Consider the following 17,924-nt stretch of genomic DNA (forward strand, 5'->3'; position numbering starts at 1 on the left):
AATAAAATTGACCGTTGCCAATTGGCACCAGCCAACTAACCGCGGTCAAATCATTACTTTTTGATAAATCAATGCCAATATACACATCGTGCCCCCGCAAATTGGGGAGTTCATCTAATTTACCAGCAGCCCAATCGTCGGCAGAAATATAGCTATCCTCACTGGCTTGCAACCACATATTGAAGTTCTTAACCAGCACCGGAATGAGGTTATTTTGCTTAATGGCAAGGTCAACATCGGCCTGAATTTTCTCCGTCATGCGTTGCTTAACATGTGGTTCACTGAACAACGGGTTTGCCTTGATCCAATTGGCTTGATCGTAAACTTCTTCGCGGTCGTCTAGTTCCCAAATTGCCACAAAGTAGCGATCAGCTTCAATCTTCCCCTTTAAAACGTCCGTCAACATCTCATATTCGGCGTGCATGGGGACGTTGAGGTTAAGCCCCGAAGTGGAAATCACCGCTAGCAATGAATTATCTTCTTGCGTTTGACCGGACTTTAAGACGTTGTATACCTTACGGTCTTTAGCCTCATGCCATTCGTCTAAAATAACCGTGGTGCCGGCATAACCATCAAGTGTACTGGTATCACTAGCAAGGGCTAGGGCTTGCGAATCAGTTTCTAGGTCGGTAATGGCTTGTTTCTGCACCTTAATGCGTTGCCGCATGTACTTCGACTGCTTACGGACTTGCCGTAAACCACTTGAAAGCATATCGTAGCCTAATTTAGCTTGTTTAAGGGCGTTGCTGACGAATAATACCTGTCGGTTACGGGCGGGCTGACGTTCTCTTAAAAGGCCATTAGCGGCCATACCAGAAGCGAGATAGGTTTTGCCATTCTTGCGTGCCATACTAATGAACGCTCGATCATATCGCCGATTGCCAGTCAATTTTTCCCGCCACCCATATAACTCACTGATAATCCATTTTTGAAAGGGCTGCATGGTTAGCTTGGTACCGTCCGTTTTGGGCATTAATTCGATAAATTGAACCGCTTTTGTCGCCGCTTCTTCATCATAGTAGAATGGAAAACTCGCTTCTTTAGAACGGCTCAAATCGCGTTTAAATCGCTCACACGCCCATTTAATCTTTTGACCAGCCAGCACTTCACCGGACAAAACTTGATCAACGTATTCAATCATGACAACATCGCCTCAAAAGAATCTTCCGGCGTATCATCTTTCTGTTTATTCAATTCCATACGAGCCCGGCTAGATAATGACATGCCTAAATCATTAGCCAAGGATTTTAAGTCTTTCATGGCTTGAGATTGCAATGCTACATACGGGTTAGGCTTGCGCGCACCAGTTTCCTGATTAGTTTGAACCAATCCATTCTTACGAATATCGTTCTCGCAAGTCTGAATGGTGGCATAAGCCCGGCAGTAGCTTGCTAGAAGGGCCCGATCAAGTTCGCTAATGGGTGTGTTGGCTTTCAAGTACGGGGAAACGCGTTGCCATTCAGTCAAGGCACGGTCATGTAACCAATCAGGGGGCGTTAAATCGAGTGACGGGTAATCAAACAAGGCAGTCTCGGCGTCCTTACGCTGGTCGCGTTCTTCGTTCGTTAGATGTTTTTTTAGAGTTGATAGTTGCTTAATTTTTTGACCCATTTTCGGGCTCCTTTCGCTAAATTTATATGCAAAAAAGCCACCGCAGCATGGCTGAGGTAGCTTAAATGCACATATATTCGGAATTCGTTTATTATACGTAAATCGTAACACTTTCGAGGGAAAAGTGCAATATATAGTATGCTGTTATTGGTTAGCATACTCCATATAGTTATGCTTTACCCCTTGGCTTTTTATTTATGCAAATTTCGCATAAAGTAGTAGACATTTTCTGATTCCTGTCAATATTGGCAAAAAATCAAACTTTTAAAGGGAAATTTACGCACAGAAAGGAGTGTGCCCGCTCTTATCGGTTCATTCATAGCCCCCATATCATTGATACTCCGGCATTCATAGAACCTGCGTGTTCACATTAGCCACGCATACCTAAGTCTGCATAATGCCGACTCAGCCGAAAATTCGGCTTAGCTCCCCAAAATTGGGGGCTCAAAATTGAGCCACGAAAGCAACCTATCCCGTCATCTTAACGGGTCAGCTAATGCACCAAGTTAGTGCGTTGGGGTCGTAACTTGCGACCACAGATAGTACAGCGGAAAATTCCGCTCAATAACTCGGCTGAAAGATGTCCCAATTTTGGGGAGATATACTACCTAAGTTTAACTTAGCCAGCCATCTTTAATTCAGCTGAAAGATGTGCGCAATTTTGCGCAGATATACTACCTAAGTTCAGCTGAAAATTCAGCTCTACCTAACCATGTTCACTTGCGAATACTCTGTATAATCGCAACCAACATCTATTACCGACTATCGCAGTCATATCAAGGCCTAACGCTATTTCTTGTGCTACCCTCTTTTTGTCGTATTTCCCTAGCTTGTTTAGTCTTTTGATTATGGTGTCGGTAGCATAATGGTTGTAAGTTGCTTTCGTCTAGTCGCCGTGACCAATCATCACGCAACTCTACGATATGATCCACTACATCAGCCTTGCGTATCACACCATCTTGGTAGCATTGCACGCAGATTGGATTGTTTTCTAGGAATCGCCGGGACAACTTACGCCATTGAGATGACTTATAGAACTGCTGATAGCGTCCCTCATACTCGCCATACATGCGCTTGTGGTAGGTTTCGGCGTTAGCCTTATGCTGGTGCTTATCGCAGTAACGGACGTCATAGGGCACCAGCTGACGGCACCCAGCATGGTTGCATTGCTTCATAGGTTTTGCCATATAAATAGATCTCCTTACATACACAAAAGGCCGCCTGTAAAGACGACCTCTCATTTATTACCCGCGCTTCTGGTAGCGAACCAATGTGATGAGATCAAATGAGTTAACCTCATCATCACCGGCTACGTTGTTGACCCGATAAAGGTGTCACCGATCTTAACCAGTTGCTGCTGATTAACCTGCTCATTATGCCGTACCACAATCATCTTCGTATCTGTCAGGTTGTCTCCGGTTAGAGTAATTTGCTGATTAATGGTCTGGCTATACTCACCGAACCATAGTGAGAATTGCGGAACAAACTTCTGAACGGGCGCACCTGTATTAGGTTCATCTCACCATTACCATATACCCCGAATTGGCAGCGGTGCTTCATACGCGATACATCATAGGCTTTCATTAACTAACCTCACTTATAAATAATCATGGCGCAATATTCTGAAGAAGAAGAATCTAAGTCTTTTCCAAATGCGTTGCTTGAAAACTTAATGTCAATAACACTGTCACTATCAATTAGGTTGGTTAATTCTCTGTTGATTGCTCGATCCAAATTCTGTGCGGTAATTTGGACAATTGTTTTTGTTTTAATCATTATAGTTAGATCCTTTCTGTATATTAATCATCTAATTGTTCCAACATCTTGTACGCATTTTTACGTTGTTCTTAATCGCTGAAAGGATTATTCAAGACTTGGCTTGAAATACTTCGGATAACATAGGCGTCAGCTAACCACCCTTGGCTTGATTTCATGAAGTGATTGTCACTGAATTGTGCATACATTGGATACATGAGCTTTAAATCTCTTACAGTTTCTGGCTCATATTCTCCATCTTTGTTTGGAGTAAAGCTTTCCACTAACCCATCATCCTTTGCTTTTTGAGTTGAATTGCCATTTTGATCTAAAATACCATTTTTCACCAAGGCTTTGTAAATATATGATTTCAACTTGTTAACTTTACTTGGGGGAACCGTCCCATATTGTTTGACATAAAGATCAAAAGCTTGCTCAACTAAACTTAGATAAATTACTTTCATTTTTCCTTTTCCTCCTGTATCTAAAACTTTTCGTTTTAACGTGGCACACGTGGCACACGTGGAAAAACGTTGATATAGCAACGCTTAAAAGTTCCTTGACGTGGCCCATTTGGTGGAACAACGTGGCACACTGACTTTCTTTGCAACGTTGTTTATAAACTTTAGCTATAATTCTCTAACATATCCGTGTGGTTGCTTGCCGTTAGTTCTAATTCGTTGTGACTTCCACCCGTCCATATTATCCATTAATAGCTTAATCCGCTTAGCTTCCGAATTAGTTCTTCCGGTTAAATAGCGATCCACTGTTTTGCAGAATACAACTGCCATAATTTCCCGCGTAGTCGTTTGTTTTAAAAGCGTCCGTTTCTCACTAACTTGTGCCAACAACCACGACGATTCACTGCCGTAGTCCCTAACATAGCTTTGCTTCAAGCTGGTACTCATGTTTTCCCAATCAACAGGCACTTCCATGGATAAAAATTATTCAATGGCATCTTTCATGGGGTCGACAGTTTCAGCAGCCATCTGATACGTCTTTGCCTCTTTCATGGTCGCCTGATCCAGATATAGCAGTTCACCATTATCAAACCAATACTTGGCTTCCGCTAAAACTTGAAGAATGTAATTTTCGTCCGGGTGCCATACATCTAACTTGGCTTTACTAACGCCACATTTGATTGGAAAGAAGCGTCGCTCACCGGTGGCGTCTTTCAAATAGTCCGATTGGTTGGTTGTCCCGATGAAAACGCATTTACGGGGGTGTGGCAACGCATAGCGACCATAACTATTTCGGTAAATATCAGATTGCGCACTAATGAAATTTTTAATTCCCTCAATATCCGTTTTTTTCATCGCTGAAAGCTCGGCAATCTCAACTACCCAACTACCTTGCAATTGTTGGTAATCGTCTTTTTGTTTCCCCATGCCTTTTAATGTGTCGTTAAACTTATCCGGGTAAAGGTTTCGACCGGCTGTACTCTTGCCAAGTCCCTGACTTCCCTCAAGAATAGGCACAATTTCAAATTTAACGCCGGGAGCATAGACGCGGGCAATAAGGCCAGTTAGCCATTTTTTAGTAATGGTTCGGGTGTAATGATTATCTTCGGCACCTAAATAGTCAATGAAGTAACGTTCAGCACGAGGCTTACCGTCCCAAGCAACCTTTTCAATGCGTTCTTTAACCGGATTGACTAGCTTACAGCGAGATTCAGTGACTACCGTATCCGTAATATTTTCCTTACTGAACAATAAATCGTAACGATCTTCAAGGTAACTTCTCAATAAGGTATCGTCGCCATCATTCCAAAAACCTTTTTTAAATAATGGATCGTCCGTTTGTGGTGTCTTTACAATTTGCTCCGAGAACTCATCAAATACAACCAACCCTTTTAGTATTGGATCATTTTCCATAATCAAACGAATATTATATAATGACTTGGTTTTTATACCGCCGTTAGAATCCTGCTTAAATTCACTAGTCCAATCGGCGTCACGTTGCATTTTGATAACATTGTTGGCTGTTTCTCGGGTCTCTGCTGGTAAATCCATTGCTTTACCCATTAATGAACCCCCTTACTCTCTCGCTTTAAAATAGATTGAAAAATCACATTAACCTCTTTGCTTGGTAGTGCTGGATCAACAAACGAATCATTTATCACTGACAGCATGTTATAGACTGTCTTGGGATCAGCACCGACGCCAAACATACGACCGGCAATTTTAGTTAACCAAGCATTGCGATTACCTTGGGTTGTTCCGGTCACCATTTCATCTAGCAGACGCCCGGTATACTTCTTTTGCCGGGTGGTATAGGCGTGTTCTGACGCACTGTTCACTTTCTGTCCCGCCAACATATCAACTAGCCATTTAGGGGCCGGCTTAACATCGGCAAGCGTTCGGCCGTCTATTGGCTGGTACCGCTTGTTATTAACCATGGTGGGATAAACTGGTACGCCTCTGGTAATGATGTCAATTCCTGTATCTTTACCAAAAGCCGATTGAACAGTTTTGACTGGTGACCCCTTTGGGTAACTTAGAAACCAATGCAGTCCCCCTGACGGCGTTCGTTCGATATAACTATCTTTTGGTAACGGTTGAAAATGATGTTTCTTATATAACTGCTGGTAACTCGCTATGCCGTTAAAACCACTTTCGTGGCCAACGTCCATATCAACGACAAAGATATTTTTATCGGTTAATTTCAAACCAATGTTGTAAGCATGTTCGTTGTACCAATTTCGTATAGTTACTAAATCATTGCTAGCTGAATTAAATCCGTGAGTGCCTTTAATTGGGACTTTGGTATTCTCAACCAATGGATAAATTGAGAAACCGTGGTCTACGTAATCAAGGGCTTGGATTAGGTGGTTGATTTTATCATTCATATTAATCACCTAATATTTGGAACAAATGTCATTACTAACTTCTAACATCACACTAGCAATATTCGATAGATTACTTTCAAGATTGCTTGACTGCTCGCTTTTAAAGAAATAGTCACACCAATCACTATCATATTTCGCAACAGCTATTGCCATTGATAAATTATCAATACTTACTCTCAATGATTCCCACGCCGTTGCTAGTTTTTCAGATTGTTCCACTAATTCTTTATTTGTCATTTTCCATTCTCCTTATTCATGCTAAAATAAGGGAAAGCATATTTTGATGGATTTCTGACCTACTGCCGTCCAAAGCAAAGTAGGTCTTTTTTGTATACTTTCCCATGCGACTGACCTCACACTCAAAAATACCGACGCGGGTTCTTGATTAACTTAAATGCCACATTGCCAACAAACGACACAATCATAAACTTGATTACCCATAAAATTGTTGTTGCTATCATGAAATCACCTCCTCAAATTTATTCTGCCCCCGCACGGTACAATTAAATTGTTTTTGAGGCTAAATACTTATCTAGCTCTTTGCGTTCAATGCGTTTTAGTCTACCAATGCTAGTTACCTTTAAACCGTCATTAATCATCTTATAGACTGTATTCACACTACCAATGTGAAGCTCTTCCATCACTTGCTGGTACGTAAGCCAGCTTTTGTCCATGTTGTTCATATAAGTTCACCTCTTCTCTATTACATTTAAACAGTAACATAAATTACTGTATGGTTCAACTAAAAAAACCATTTGCAGTTATTTTTTTTACCCTTTGCAGTCAAGATTAAGTTGTTGTATATTCTAAATATAAGGAAGTGATTGTTTTTGATTAAAATAGATTTGAAAAAGCTGGCAAAATCAAAAGGTTTTACTCTGACAGACATTTCAAAGGCTACTGGTATTTCAATGAACACACTATCAGTATTAGGCAGAAACGTGTCAACAGGTATCCAATTCGATACTCTTGATAAAATATGTCGCTTTTTGACCTGTACACCGAACGATGTAATTAAAATTGTTTCTGATAGTTATATTGTCCATGTTGATGTTCAAAATATGAAAGAAAAGACAATACGCGCAGCAGCTACTAAGAAGTCTATATTGGATAATTCTCTAAAAAATAACATTATGTATAATATGGACAAAGAAGACACCATTTTTTATATAACTTTTCTTGCACTTGCTAACAAAAAGGCATTCTTTTCAATTGATTATTCAACATATGGCGCTGTAAATAAAAATGTAAAAGAACAAGAATCCAAATCACAAAGATGGTTGTCGTCTCTTGATAAAGAAAGCAAAATGTCAATTTGCAAACAAGGTATTGAAATATATTTGCAACATTATTGGGATGGTAACGTTCCTGAAAATATTTCTGTTTCTATAAATGATGGAAACGGCGGAAACGTGTATTCATTTGTTGATACTAAAAACGATAGTAAAGTTACATTAAGAAAACACCAATAAAAACTATATTTCTTACATAACACTGCCCCCGCACGGTACGTTATGGAGGAAATTATAAATGGCAACAATCAAGAAATATCAGGACAAGGACGGGAATACCCGTTATCAGTTTCAAGTTTATTTAGGTGTTGATCCCCAAACCGGCAAAAAGAAATCAACTCGGCGTCGGGGCTTTAAATCAAAAAGCGCTGCTCGTATTGCCTTATCCAGAATTGAAGTAGAGTTACAACAAGAAACAGTTTTACCAGTTGATAATAACATTATCTTTGTTGACGTTTACCATGAATGGTATGACCAGTATATTAATACCGTTCGTGAAAGTACTTGGGCACGTACCGCTGGCATGTTCGATAATCACATCTTGCCGTTATTTGGTAACAAACGGCTACGAACTATCACCGTTAATCAGTGCCAGCGTGCTGTTAATCTATGGTTTAAAGAAGTCACATATAACTATAAGCGTTGGTACAATTATCTAGTAGCAATCTTTGAATATGGTTTAAAACATGGCTATATCACACATAATCCAGCTAAGATGATTACAATGCCGGTTAAACCTGATAGTTGGGGTGATAAGCCTGACAACTTTTGGGATCGTGATCAACTCAAGACGTTCTTCAATTGCATTGACCAGCAAAAGGAACTCGAAAAGTATTGTCTCTTCCGGGTACTAGCGTTTGCAGGCGTGCGACGTGGTGAGTGTTTAGCCTTACGTGGCAAGATATTGATTTTGTTCATAAGACCTTGCGGGTTAATAAAACGCTCACTCAAGGGAAACATGGCAAGCAGATCATTCAAGCACCTAAGACAAAAAAGGACGCCGCACTGTCAGCTTAGACAATACAACGGTAGAAATATTACAACGCTGGCATAAACAGCAACGTGAATATTATTTATTCTTAGGCTTCAATACGTTACAGCCAGATCAGTTAATTTTTGCTAACACTAAGAACGGTTTTAAATCGCTTAATACTCCGGGTAAGTGGTTAAAACAGATCATCGCTGATTACCACTTAACCCCTAGTATTACCGTACATGGTTTTCGACACAGTCACGCCTCCGCTTTGTTTGCTGCTGGTGCCACCATTAAAGAAGTGCAAACCAGATTAGGCCATGAGGACGTTGCAACGACCTTGAATGTTTACACGCACGTCACTAAAGGCCAAAATCAGCAGGCGGCCAATAAGTTGGCCAATTATTTAGGCTTTTAAGCTTAGTATATTCAAGTGCTTTTTACTAAGTGTGCCACGTTGTTCCACCAAATGGGCCACGTCAAGGAACTTTTAAGCGTTGCTATATCAACGTTTTTCCACGTGTGCCACGTGTGCCACGTTAAAACTAAAAGTTTTAGATACAGGAGGAACTAGCCGTTTTTAGCGTTTCATAGTAAAAGTAAGCCAATTGGTAAGCCAAGGACAAAATGTTTCACATGAAACACCGCATAAGCACTGGTTTAATAGCGTTTATGTTTCAGTTGGGTTCAAACCCCTGACTGCCCATCATATCAACACCACTAATCAGCAGACACACCGCGTTAAACGCCGTGATTGCTGATTTTTTTGTGTTCATTTTTCATACGCTAGACCAATTTAGTAGTCAATGGTAGCCATTTTGGTAGCCACGAAACGACACCAATAAAATTTAATAGCATCAGTCATGAACGGTTAAGCATCTATCAAACGGATGCTTTTTTCCTTCACTCAAATCATGGTTATTTATGCCTCTTCACCAGCTATACTTAGAACTGTAGGATATTAAAGTAAAGGAAGATGGTATTTTTGATTAAAGGAATTCGCTTAGCTTTAGCCTTAGGAATTTTCGGCACCGGCATGTATACTACAACTACACAGGCCAACGCTGCAACATGGCATTCTGGTACGCCTGCTTCACTTCATAGTGGTTTCTGGAAAGCTAGTTATGAAAAGTATACTTATGCTCAATTTACTAAGTCTCATATATACTTGGTTATGTCAGATACTGCTACTTTCACTCATCCGTTTTACCGGCATATTTCCCACGGGTACGTTATTCGAATGAAAGATGCTACTGCTGGAACACCTATGAACCCAACTGGCGTTAAGTACCGCTACCTACGCGTAATTACTAGTAGTAAAAGCAAAATTAAAGTCTCATGGTCGTATAGTTATTCGAGATACATTAAAGGTCATTTCAAATACACCGCTTATCACCGTGAGCAGCACGATAAGTGGTTCTCACCCGCTAAAAGTTAATGGTTACAAGCACTCAAAATATTATGAAATCATCCAGCAAAAATCCAAACCATTTTTCAGTGCTACTTGAATAATAGAATGTAATTTCCCAGAGAATCGAGGTCCATATTATGGACAGTTCATTACAATTCAGCCTAAGTTTACTCAGAGACGCTTTCGCAAAACTATTAGCTACTTTCGAGTTATCTGGAATTACTGTTCAATCACTAGTTAGAACTGCAGGGATAAATCGTTCCACATTCTATCGACATTTCAATAATATAAATGACTTTACGGAATGGTTGTCAGACCAGATGCTAGAGGAAATCTCAAGTCAAGTAATACTGACTCCTGAAGACGAACTTGATTTTACAGAATTTTATCAGTATGCAACTAAAAATCGCCTGTTATTAAGTTCAATACTTACCACAAAGGGCTGGAAAGAATTCATAATCCGACTTCATTCTCTTGTGCTAAGACGCTATACATTACTTCTGAAAAAAAACATTTCAGACATACCCCCTAAAATACAAGCTGAATTTCTTATTGGTGGACAAATAAGCCTTTTTCATTGGTGGCTTAATCAATCAAATCCACCATCCACTTCAAAAATGGGAAAGTATGCCCAGCAACTTGGAATCCCTAAATAATTGCAACACATCTCATTGAAAGTGTTCTTCCTTGAAGATAAATTAGGACATAAAATATCCTTATTAAAAGTCAAAGAAGGTAATCACATGGAAATTAAAACGCAAGATGGATCATTGTTGAACGTAACAAAATATGGAAACGGGCCGGTCTTAATCCTAATCCCAGGTGCAAATGGAACAGGTGATATTTTTACTCCCGCGGCAAAAGTATTAGAAACCAACTTTACTGTCATTACGTATGATTGTCGCGGCTACGGTCGAACTGTTGTTGCACCTCCTTTGCCATCAGATGCCGCTAACGCAAACAGTGATTATCGACTCAAAGCTGATGTTCAAGATGTTTTCACGTTGGCTGATGAATTTAGTCCCAACAATCCAGTTTATGTTATGGGAACGTCTTCTGGATCAATCGTAGCCGAAGAAGCTTTTATTAAAAACCCTGAGCGTTTCCATCGAGTAGCAATTCATGAGACTCCACTTAATACAGTAATAGATAAAACTGGTAAATCAAATGCTCAATACGCCCAAATGATTCAAGAAGCATTAGGAGGTAACTTTGATGCACTAACAAATTTTTTTGAAAATAAAATGCACATTCAGCCTATTGATGCGCAAATGATGAATCTATCTAAGGACGCTAAACCAGATCCAATGAAAATGAAATCAATGATGTTTTGGCTCAAATATGAAGCTGCACAATATACAGGACAGGTTATTGATTGGTCAATATTTAAAGCGCATAAAAATAGAATCATCATTTTTAACGGTACTGATTCAGTAGGCTTTTTACCGCAAACAATTGATGATGAGATTAGTAAGGAAATTAATGTTCCCGTTACAGATATTCCAGGAGGCCATCTGGCTATGCACAAAAACCATCAGCGTTTGCTGAAAAACTATCTGCCACTCTACTAGCCTAAATCATCAATAAATGATAAAAAGGCGCCAACTAAACCCGGCAATTTTGGGGTTTAGTTGGCGCCTCTTATTTTCTAGGAGTAACCCAGTCTTTTGCCACACGCTTTTTATATCAGTTAGTTTACTTATCCTGTGATATCTAGCTGAAATGCATCCGCGAGACGCTCAAAATAAAACAAAACATCCTTCTTCTTAATTTGAGGATTATTTAGCCAGGAGCCATCATGCCAATCACACACCCATAAAGCAGCTCGACCGCCACTGGGTTTGTCTCGACATTTTTTGTCCATAAATTAACGTCAAGCACGAAACGCTGCTTGACAATTTCTTCAAATTTGCCGCGGAATTGCATCAAGTTTCGAAACAGGACCTGGTTATTATCAATCGTTTCAACTAAGTTAACGATGTTTTCTGACAACCTTAGATCTGTGTTAAGCGGGTCGGGAAAAACGCGATTCATCATTGCGGCTACCAAATCATTAAAAGTCGCAAAATGATGATAGAAAGTACTGCGGTGAATGTGAGCAGCATCGATAACTTGTAAGGCAGTTATATTGCCAGCCCCCGGTGTTTCAAACAAATGCAAAGCCGACTCAATAATGAGGGTATCGGTATCTGAATATTTCGACATTTTCTCCTCCAAAAAGGTACAGATATTTTTTTTACACCTTGTTCTAAAATTGCCAGCTGACTATGCTTACTGCATTAAACCAATCAAGCATTTAGGAGGCTGATTAACATGACAACAAAACTTGATTTTCATTCACATTACTTGTTCCCCGGTCTATTAGATATTATCAACCAAGAGGCATCTGGTCTCGCCGGCGGGGTCAGAATGCAACATGGTCAATCGATCAGGCATTAAAGATGATGGCAGATCAAGAGATTGACTATTCATTGCTGTCCGTCCCAAACCCTGAAATGTACACGGGCGAAGAGACCAGTACCGTTGATCTCGCGCGGGAAGCCAATCAGTATGGCCGTGATTTTCATCAAGCATATCCTGATAAATTAGGCTTTATGGCGTCACTCCCACTGCCGTATATTGACGAAAGCGTTGCGATGGTCAAAGAAGCACTCGATGAAGATAACGCTGATGGATTTATCCTTAAAACAAACGTTGATGGGCTTTACCTCGGGGATCCCCGGTTAGATCCAATCATGGCTGAACTTAATGCCCACAACGCCCTGATTGCGATTCATCCCGAAGCACCAACACCAGAAAATGCTGAAGTTAATCAGTTAACCCCCGATGCATCAATGGAATTTTTCTTTGACACCACCCGAACAGTTGTCAATATGACTGAGAGACAAATTTTTAGCCGTTTCCCAAACATTAATTGGATTGTACCACACGCCGGTGCAGTGCTCCCAGTGATTGCCCAGCGTATTTCAGCAGGTGCCGCCGCCTTCGGTCAGGATCACCCCCAAGACGACATCATGGCCGTTATGAACCATGTCTACTTCGATGTCGCTGGCATGGTTCTCCCCTATCAGCTGCCCTTACTGATGCAGATGGCTGATTCCAGTAAACTCCTTTATGGTGCTGACTACCCGTACACACCAGCGCCCGCAGTCACTCAAATGAGCCAACTACTTGAAACGACACCACTCTTATCTGCATCAACTAAAGCAGCCATTTTGTATCAAAATGGTGAACAACTATTACGTCACAACCAGACCGCAAAATAGACAAGTCTCATTATCGACTGCAGTGGTGTGCTGCAAAAACAAACGTCCATTTTGCGACTCAGCGATCCTCCCGCTTCCCGTTGGCCGCAATTTTAGCTACAATGAGTGAAAGATGGTCATTTAACTAAACGACTCTGCCACCGGAAACGAGGCCCACCATTTTGCCAGCACTCAAAACCCGTAAAAGCGACTTGCAGCTCCTAGATGCGCTCACTGACCTGGTCGACGATAACGACCTCGATAAACTCAGTACGCGCCTCTTGATTAAGCGTGCAGGACTGTCTAAATCCACGTTCTACCGCCATTATGAGGATAAGTATGCGTTCTACGACTGGGCAATGGCCTATCTGCTGGGCAAAGATAACGAACCCACCTATCACCTAGAAACGCCGCTCTCGTTTTACACCAAGTATTTTGAGCACTACCAAACCTATCGTAAGGCGTTTAAAGCCTTCATTGTCAATGACCGGTGGAGCGGGTTCACTCAGAAGATGGTCGACTCTGGCATGCAAATTACCGGGCAATTTTAGCCAAGATCAACCAGCCAAATGTGCCAATTACAACCGTGTCCGCCTACATTATTTCGGCGCACATCGGTGTCGCTGTGAACTGGATCCGCACCGATGATCCGACCCCGCCACAGGAAATGGCCGCGCAATTAACGCAGCTGACGACCGCTGTTTTAACCAGCTATGGCTTGGATTTTGCCACACTATTCAAGCTCGCCTGATCTGGGACACAATCGAAAATACTGGCTCTCCCTTTTTCTCCATTCAGTCACTAGAATGGTTAAAAAAAGGAGGGTCTTTTTATATGAAAAAGATTGATTTTCATTCTCACTATCTCTCACCAGGCTTCGTCGACCACCTGGCCAAGCACTATAACAGCATGGGTGATGGGGTAGCCACCCCATCATGGTCAGTTGATGACGCGCTAGAAATGATGGCCAACCAAGATATTCGATACTCACTATTGTCCATTTCAAGTCCGCAGGTTCACTCGGATGATGCAACGGAAACAGCCGAACTCGCCCAAGAAGTGAATGAATTTGGCCGTGATTTTTCCCGCCTGTACCCCGACCAGCTCGGCTTTATGGCCTCCCTGCCGCTCCCATATATTGACGAGAGTGTCAAAGCAGTCGAAACGGCCGTGAAGGATGACCAAGCAACCGGGTTCGTTCTGGAAACAAACTCTCGGGGCGTCTACCTCGGTGACAGCCGGTTGGATCCGGTTATGGATGCCTTAAACACCAACCACGCCCTGATTGCGATTCATCCGACCCAGCCCAACCCGATCACTTCCTCAGCCAATCAAAAAACCGCCATCCCGTTGATGGCGTTCTTCTTTGACACGACTCGAGCCGTTGCCAACATGTCTGAAAATCGGATTTTCAGCCGCTACCCGGACATTACCTGGATCATCCCGCATGCTGGTGCCCTACTGCCAATCATTGCACAGCGTATCACCATCGGTGCTTCTGCCCTGAAGCAAGAGGTACCGCGAGAAGACATGATGACGATTATGGGTAAGGTCTACTTTGACGTCGCTGGTGCAACCTTGCCTTATCAACTGCCAACACTGTTGCAGATGGCTGATCCCAACCGACTGCTTTACGGGGCCGACTATCCTTACACACCTGAATCAACCGTTGCAACGCTGGCAAAACAGCTAGATGAAACGGATCTGGTTTCTCCGGAATTAAAGAAAAATATCTTATTTAATAATGGTCAAAAACTGTTGGCGACTCGCGAGATTCAAGTCAAATAATGGCGTTCATTTAATGAAAGGATCACCTCAAACATGAACATTCAAAACGTAACGGTTGCCGGTGGCGGTGTCTTAGGGAGTCAAATCGCTTATCAAGCAGCTTTTAAAGCCTTCAATGTCACACTCTACGATATTAACCAGCAGGCACTGACTGCTGCAAAGAATCGAATCACAGCGCTGAGAGGCGGGTACAAACAGGACCTCAACGTTACCGACAGTGATTTCGATAACGGCTTGGCGCACCTTAACTATACTGACGATATCGACAGCACTGTTAGCCACGCCGATCTCGTCATTGAAGCCATCCCAGAAAATGCGGCCATGAAAACGACCTTCTACAACCAGATCGGCAACTCAGCGCCTGACACAGCCATCTTTGCCAGCAACTCGTCAACCATGCTGCCCAGCCAATTTGCGGAGCAACTGGCCGTCCTGAACGCTTCTTAAACATGCATTTTGCGAACCATATCTGGGTCAATAACACTGCAGAAATCATGGGCTCTCCAAAAACGAACAGTGCTGTGTACCAAGATGTTGTGACCTTCGCGAAGAACATGGGCATGGTGCCGATTCAGCTCAAAAAAGAGCAGCCAGGTTATGTTTTAAATTCGATGTTGACCCCGTTAATGGTGGCCGGAATGTCCCTCTGGGCGACCGATGTTGCGGACCCCCATACGATTGATAAAACGTGGATGATTGCGACCGGTGCGCCGATGGGGCCCTTTGCGATCCTCGATATGATTGGCACCCGAACTGCTATCACCGTGCCGCTTGCACAAGCTGGGGATCCGGATGGCAAAATTGCAGCGGCTATCAAAGCCAAACTACAGCAACGTTTAGATGACGGCAAACTGGGCATCGAATCCGGGGAAGGGTTCTACCACTACCCGAATCCAGAATTTCAGGACCCTGACTTTCTAAAAGCATAGTTGTTTGACCCTGTTCTACGCATTATACCGTTTCACCTCCCGCTAACGACATCAATTTCCAAAAACGACCCGCCAAGGTCACCTTCACATAAGCCTTGGCGGGTCGTTTCATTTCATTTTTTAGTTTGATTCAACAACGCATTCAACCGCCGAACAGACGCTCTTGCGACCCGCATGGACGTCACCCACATGATGACGTAAATGACGATAAATTCAATCGTGAAGGACAGCAGCCACGACCATAGGGGTGAGATTGGAAACCACCCTGCAAGCACCGCGAGCGGCGTAAACAGCACGTACGTGATAATGAAATTCGTGACCGTTTGGCGGGTAATGCTCCAGCGTTCCACCTCAAAGACTAGGGCGCCAACGGCAAACACAATTCCAATTAATGCCCATAGCCCGATTGAGGCGGCCGTGGCCATTAAACTGGACGAAAAGTGATTTACAAAGCTGGTTGATGATGGCATGAAAATGGGTGCTCGGTAAGCCAATGAAATCCCCATTGCGATCATAAACCCAATAAAGACGCCGACGACAACGCCAATGATGACACGACTCAGGATCGTTCGTTTCATTTTAAAAGCCCCTCTCTTAACTGTCGCATGCACCGCCGGGACGCAAAGGTCCGTTCGCCCGTCGTTAGGTTGACCTGATAACTCCCCGTTGGTGTGAGTTCAAAATCACGAATGCTGGCAACGGCGACGAGTTCGCTGCTTGAGACCTGAACAAACAGACCCTCTGGCAACAGTTCCTTCAATTCATATAACCGCTCCGATATCCGATACACCCCATCATCCGTTTCACAAACCACGTGCTTGTCTTCAGTATAGAACCGACTAATTTGGTACACCGACAATGGCCGCTGCCGCTTATCCTGAGTCCCCGTAATCGTCAGGTGGTTGGCAAGCTGATCAATGGTCTTTGCGAGGTGAACCAAGTCAGGCGTCTCCTTAGCGGCGTTGATCGTAATAAATGGCCGCAGGATCTGCTCAGCAATATTAAAGACGACGTTCATGGCTGTCCCTTCTTTCCTATCCTAGGCTTCACTCTTGAGTCTAGCGAACCACGTCCCAGAATGAAAGGATTTACGGACAAGTGGTCAAAAACAAAGATAAGTGGCGCAAAACAGGGATATAATAGAAGAAAAATAACCTAAGGGGAGGCGAATCTGCTTGAAAGCCAAACTCAAAGAACGGCTGGATGTCTTTGCAGACGCGGTAATTGCCATCATTATCACCATCATGGTCATGTCGTTGCCGCTCGACATTCATAACGGCGTGGTCGACTATCCGCAACTTTTTAAATCTATCGGCATCTATCTGGTCAGTTTTTGTTTCATAGCAAACTTGTGGTACCAGCACGCCCTGGTCTTTAACGAAGCTGAAACGGTGGCGAACCGCGTCATCGTGTTTGATCTGATTCTGCTATTCTTGATGTCGTTAATGCCAGCATTTACCAGATTAATGACGACCGTGACCAACTCAGATAACGTGATGCTATACGGCGGCCTAAGCCTGCTGATCTCATTTATCTTCAGTTGGATCTCACGAACTATCATTCAAGCCAAATACACGGATAAAGCCACCATGACCCAGATTTATAAAACGATATTCGGGTCGACCGTTTGGAACTCGTGGGTGATCTACATCGTGATCATCGGCCTCGGCTACTTCTTCCCAGAAATTGCCCTCGGCTTCTACCTGTTCATCCCACTTTGGTCGTTCTTCTCCCACACCCGCGAACAGGAAGAGTTTCAACAGATCGACCAAATGGAAGCCCAGGACCAGCAAAATTTCCTGGCGTTACCAGCGCCGCAAAAGCGTGCGTTTCGCCGGTTGATCAGAACCTTCCAAATCGAACAGCGTCAGTCCGGCCACGACCGCGATAAACAGCATGCCGCCTGGATAAAATTTTCTGAGCAAGCGAAAACTGAATTCAATATTTCGGACGGAACGCTGGCTAAGTGGATGAAGATCAACGGCAACGGCAATCGAAACAACAATCGGAACCATCAGGAGCACCAAGAAAACCGCGACGACCACCAGCAGGCACATCAAAATAAACAATAA

The 17,924-nt window shown here is 42.8% G+C and carries 21 protein-coding genes and 4 pseudogenes; 12 read left to right on the forward strand and 13 right to left on the reverse strand.

The genetic code is table 11. The annotated features are described in order from the left end of the window. The 10 genes and pseudogenes from JCM11969_RS13375 to JCM11969_RS13415 all read right to left on the reverse strand — a co-directional run. Positions 1-1,141: terminase large subunit domain-containing protein (locus JCM11969_RS13375; protein ID WP_054711940.1), on the reverse strand; the 1,141-nt coding region annotated here is incomplete at its 3' end. Then, positions 1,138-1,611, reverse strand: coding sequence for a phage terminase small subunit P27 family (locus JCM11969_RS13380; RefSeq protein ID WP_054711942.1), 474 nt, complete (start codon positions 1,609-1,611; stop codon positions 1,138-1,140). The genes JCM11969_RS13375 and JCM11969_RS13380, both read right to left, overlap by 4 nt. Before the next feature lie 776 nt (positions 1,612-2,387). Further along, positions 2,388-2,798, reverse strand: coding sequence for an HNH endonuclease signature motif containing protein (locus tag JCM11969_RS13385; RefSeq protein WP_054711944.1), 411 nt, complete (start codon positions 2,796-2,798; stop codon positions 2,388-2,390). Positions 2,799-2,920: 122 nt separating this feature from the next. After that, positions 2,921-3,109: pseudogene (locus tag JCM11969_RS20500) on the reverse strand (phage head closure protein); the annotation flags it as partial. Between the two features lie 95 nt (positions 3,110-3,204). After that, on the reverse strand, positions 3,205-3,387 hold the full coding sequence (locus tag JCM11969_RS13390) for a sporulation protein Cse60 (protein ID WP_054711946.1): 183 nt from the start codon (positions 3,385-3,387) through the stop codon (positions 3,205-3,207). A gap of 71 nt (positions 3,388-3,458) precedes the next feature. Beyond that, complete coding sequence (locus JCM11969_RS13395) at positions 3,459-3,830, reverse strand: hypothetical protein (RefSeq protein WP_054711948.1); 372 nt, start codon at positions 3,828-3,830, stop codon at positions 3,459-3,461. 165 nt (positions 3,831-3,995) lie between these two features. Next, a pseudogene (locus JCM11969_RS13400) lies at positions 3,996-5,390 on the reverse strand (virulence-associated E family protein). Further along, on the reverse strand, positions 5,390-6,214 hold the full coding sequence (locus JCM11969_RS13405; protein ID WP_054711951.1) for a bifunctional DNA primase/polymerase: 825 nt from the start codon (positions 6,212-6,214) through the stop codon (positions 5,390-5,392). The pseudogene JCM11969_RS13400 and the gene JCM11969_RS13405 overlap by 1 nt, the downstream one beginning before the upstream one ends. Positions 6,215-6,223: 9 nt before the next feature. After that, a complete protein-coding gene (locus JCM11969_RS13410) occupies positions 6,224-6,451 on the reverse strand; it encodes a hypothetical protein (protein ID WP_054711953.1) in 228 nt (75 codons plus the stop codon). A 266-nt stretch (positions 6,452-6,717) separates the two neighbouring features. Next, positions 6,718-6,897 carry a helix-turn-helix domain-containing protein gene (locus JCM11969_RS13415; RefSeq protein WP_054711955.1) on the reverse strand — a complete coding sequence of 60 codons (180 nt, stop codon included), beginning with the start codon at positions 6,895-6,897 and terminating at the stop codon, positions 6,718-6,720. A gap of 147 nt (positions 6,898-7,044) precedes the next feature. On the opposite strand from JCM11969_RS13415, the gene JCM11969_RS13420 reads away from it, so the two are divergent. From JCM11969_RS13420 to JCM11969_RS13440, 5 genes and pseudogenes are all read left to right on the forward strand, one after another. Beyond that, positions 7,045-7,686: a helix-turn-helix domain-containing protein gene (locus tag JCM11969_RS13420; RefSeq protein ID WP_054711957.1), complete on the forward strand. Its 642-nt coding sequence runs from the start codon at positions 7,045-7,047 to the stop codon at positions 7,684-7,686. 58 nt (positions 7,687-7,744) lie between these two features. Further along, positions 7,745-8,897: pseudogene (locus JCM11969_RS13425) on the forward strand (site-specific integrase). Between the two features lie 567 nt (positions 8,898-9,464). Then, positions 9,465-9,917 carry a hypothetical protein gene (locus tag JCM11969_RS13430; RefSeq protein WP_054711959.1) on the forward strand — a complete coding sequence of 151 codons (453 nt, stop codon included), beginning with the start codon at positions 9,465-9,467 and terminating at the stop codon, positions 9,915-9,917. A 110-nt stretch (positions 9,918-10,027) separates the two neighbouring features. After that, on the forward strand, positions 10,028-10,546 hold the full coding sequence (locus tag JCM11969_RS13435; protein ID WP_054711961.1) for a TetR/AcrR family transcriptional regulator: 519 nt from the start codon (positions 10,028-10,030) through the stop codon (positions 10,544-10,546). An 87-nt stretch (positions 10,547-10,633) separates the two neighbouring features. Continuing rightward, positions 10,634-11,461: an alpha/beta hydrolase gene (locus tag JCM11969_RS13440; RefSeq protein ID WP_225353309.1), complete on the forward strand. Its 828-nt coding sequence runs from the start codon at positions 10,634-10,636 to the stop codon at positions 11,459-11,461. 211 nt (positions 11,462-11,672) lie between these two features. On the opposite strand, the gene JCM11969_RS13445 is transcribed toward JCM11969_RS13440, so the two are convergent. Next, positions 11,673-12,095 carry a TetR/AcrR family transcriptional regulator gene (locus tag JCM11969_RS13445; RefSeq protein ID WP_054711963.1) on the reverse strand — a complete coding sequence of 141 codons (423 nt, stop codon included), beginning with the start codon at positions 12,093-12,095 and terminating at the stop codon, positions 11,673-11,675. A gap of 108 nt (positions 12,096-12,203) precedes the next feature. On the opposite strand from JCM11969_RS13445, the gene JCM11969_RS20005 reads away from it, so the two are divergent. The 6 genes and pseudogenes from JCM11969_RS20005 to JCM11969_RS13470 all read left to right on the forward strand — a co-directional run bounded on the left by JCM11969_RS20005 (position 12,204) and on the right by JCM11969_RS13470 (position 15,852). Further along, positions 12,204-12,329, forward strand: coding sequence for a hypothetical protein (locus JCM11969_RS20005; RefSeq protein WP_263850077.1), 126 nt, complete (start codon positions 12,204-12,206; stop codon positions 12,327-12,329). Between the two features lie 2 nt (positions 12,330-12,331). Beyond that, complete coding sequence (locus JCM11969_RS13450; protein ID WP_054711965.1) at positions 12,332-13,156, forward strand: amidohydrolase family protein; 825 nt, start codon at positions 12,332-12,334, stop codon at positions 13,154-13,156. Positions 13,157-13,317: 161 nt separating this feature from the next. Next, on the forward strand, positions 13,318-13,686 hold the full coding sequence (locus JCM11969_RS13455) for a TetR/AcrR family transcriptional regulator (RefSeq protein WP_054711966.1): 369 nt from the start codon (positions 13,318-13,320) through the stop codon (positions 13,684-13,686). After that, entirely contained in the window at positions 13,626-13,886 is a 261-nt protein-coding gene (locus JCM11969_RS13460; protein WP_263850078.1) for a TetR-like C-terminal domain-containing protein, read from the forward strand. Before JCM11969_RS13455 ends, JCM11969_RS13460 begins: the two co-directional genes overlap by 61 nt. Before the next feature lie 83 nt (positions 13,887-13,969). Further along, positions 13,970-14,923: an amidohydrolase family protein gene (locus JCM11969_RS13465; protein WP_054711970.1), complete on the forward strand. Its 954-nt coding sequence runs from the start codon at positions 13,970-13,972 to the stop codon at positions 14,921-14,923. Positions 14,924-14,956: 33 nt separating this feature from the next. Beyond that, positions 14,957-15,852 (forward strand): annotated as a pseudogene (locus JCM11969_RS13470) (3-hydroxyacyl-CoA dehydrogenase). Between the two features lie 113 nt (positions 15,853-15,965). On the opposite strand, the gene JCM11969_RS13475 reads toward JCM11969_RS13470, so the two are convergent. Continuing rightward, complete coding sequence (locus JCM11969_RS13475) at positions 15,966-16,430, reverse strand: DUF3021 domain-containing protein (protein ID WP_054711972.1); 465 nt, start codon at positions 16,428-16,430, stop codon at positions 15,966-15,968. Then, positions 16,427-16,870: a LytTR family DNA-binding domain-containing protein gene (locus tag JCM11969_RS13480; RefSeq protein WP_054711974.1), complete on the reverse strand. Its 444-nt coding sequence runs from the start codon at positions 16,868-16,870 to the stop codon at positions 16,427-16,429. The genes JCM11969_RS13475 and JCM11969_RS13480 overlap by 4 nt, the downstream gene beginning before the upstream one ends. A gap of 157 nt (positions 16,871-17,027) precedes the next feature. Between JCM11969_RS13480 and JCM11969_RS13485 the strand changes: the two genes are divergently transcribed. Continuing rightward, a complete protein-coding gene (locus JCM11969_RS13485; RefSeq protein WP_082409377.1) occupies positions 17,028-17,924 on the forward strand; it encodes a TMEM175 family protein in 897 nt (298 codons plus the stop codon).

The sequence above is a fragment of the Secundilactobacillus paracollinoides DSM 15502 = JCM 11969 genome, from assembly GCF_001311135.1.
Taxonomy (GTDB): Bacteria; Bacillota; Bacilli; order Lactobacillales; family Lactobacillaceae; genus Secundilactobacillus; species Secundilactobacillus paracollinoides.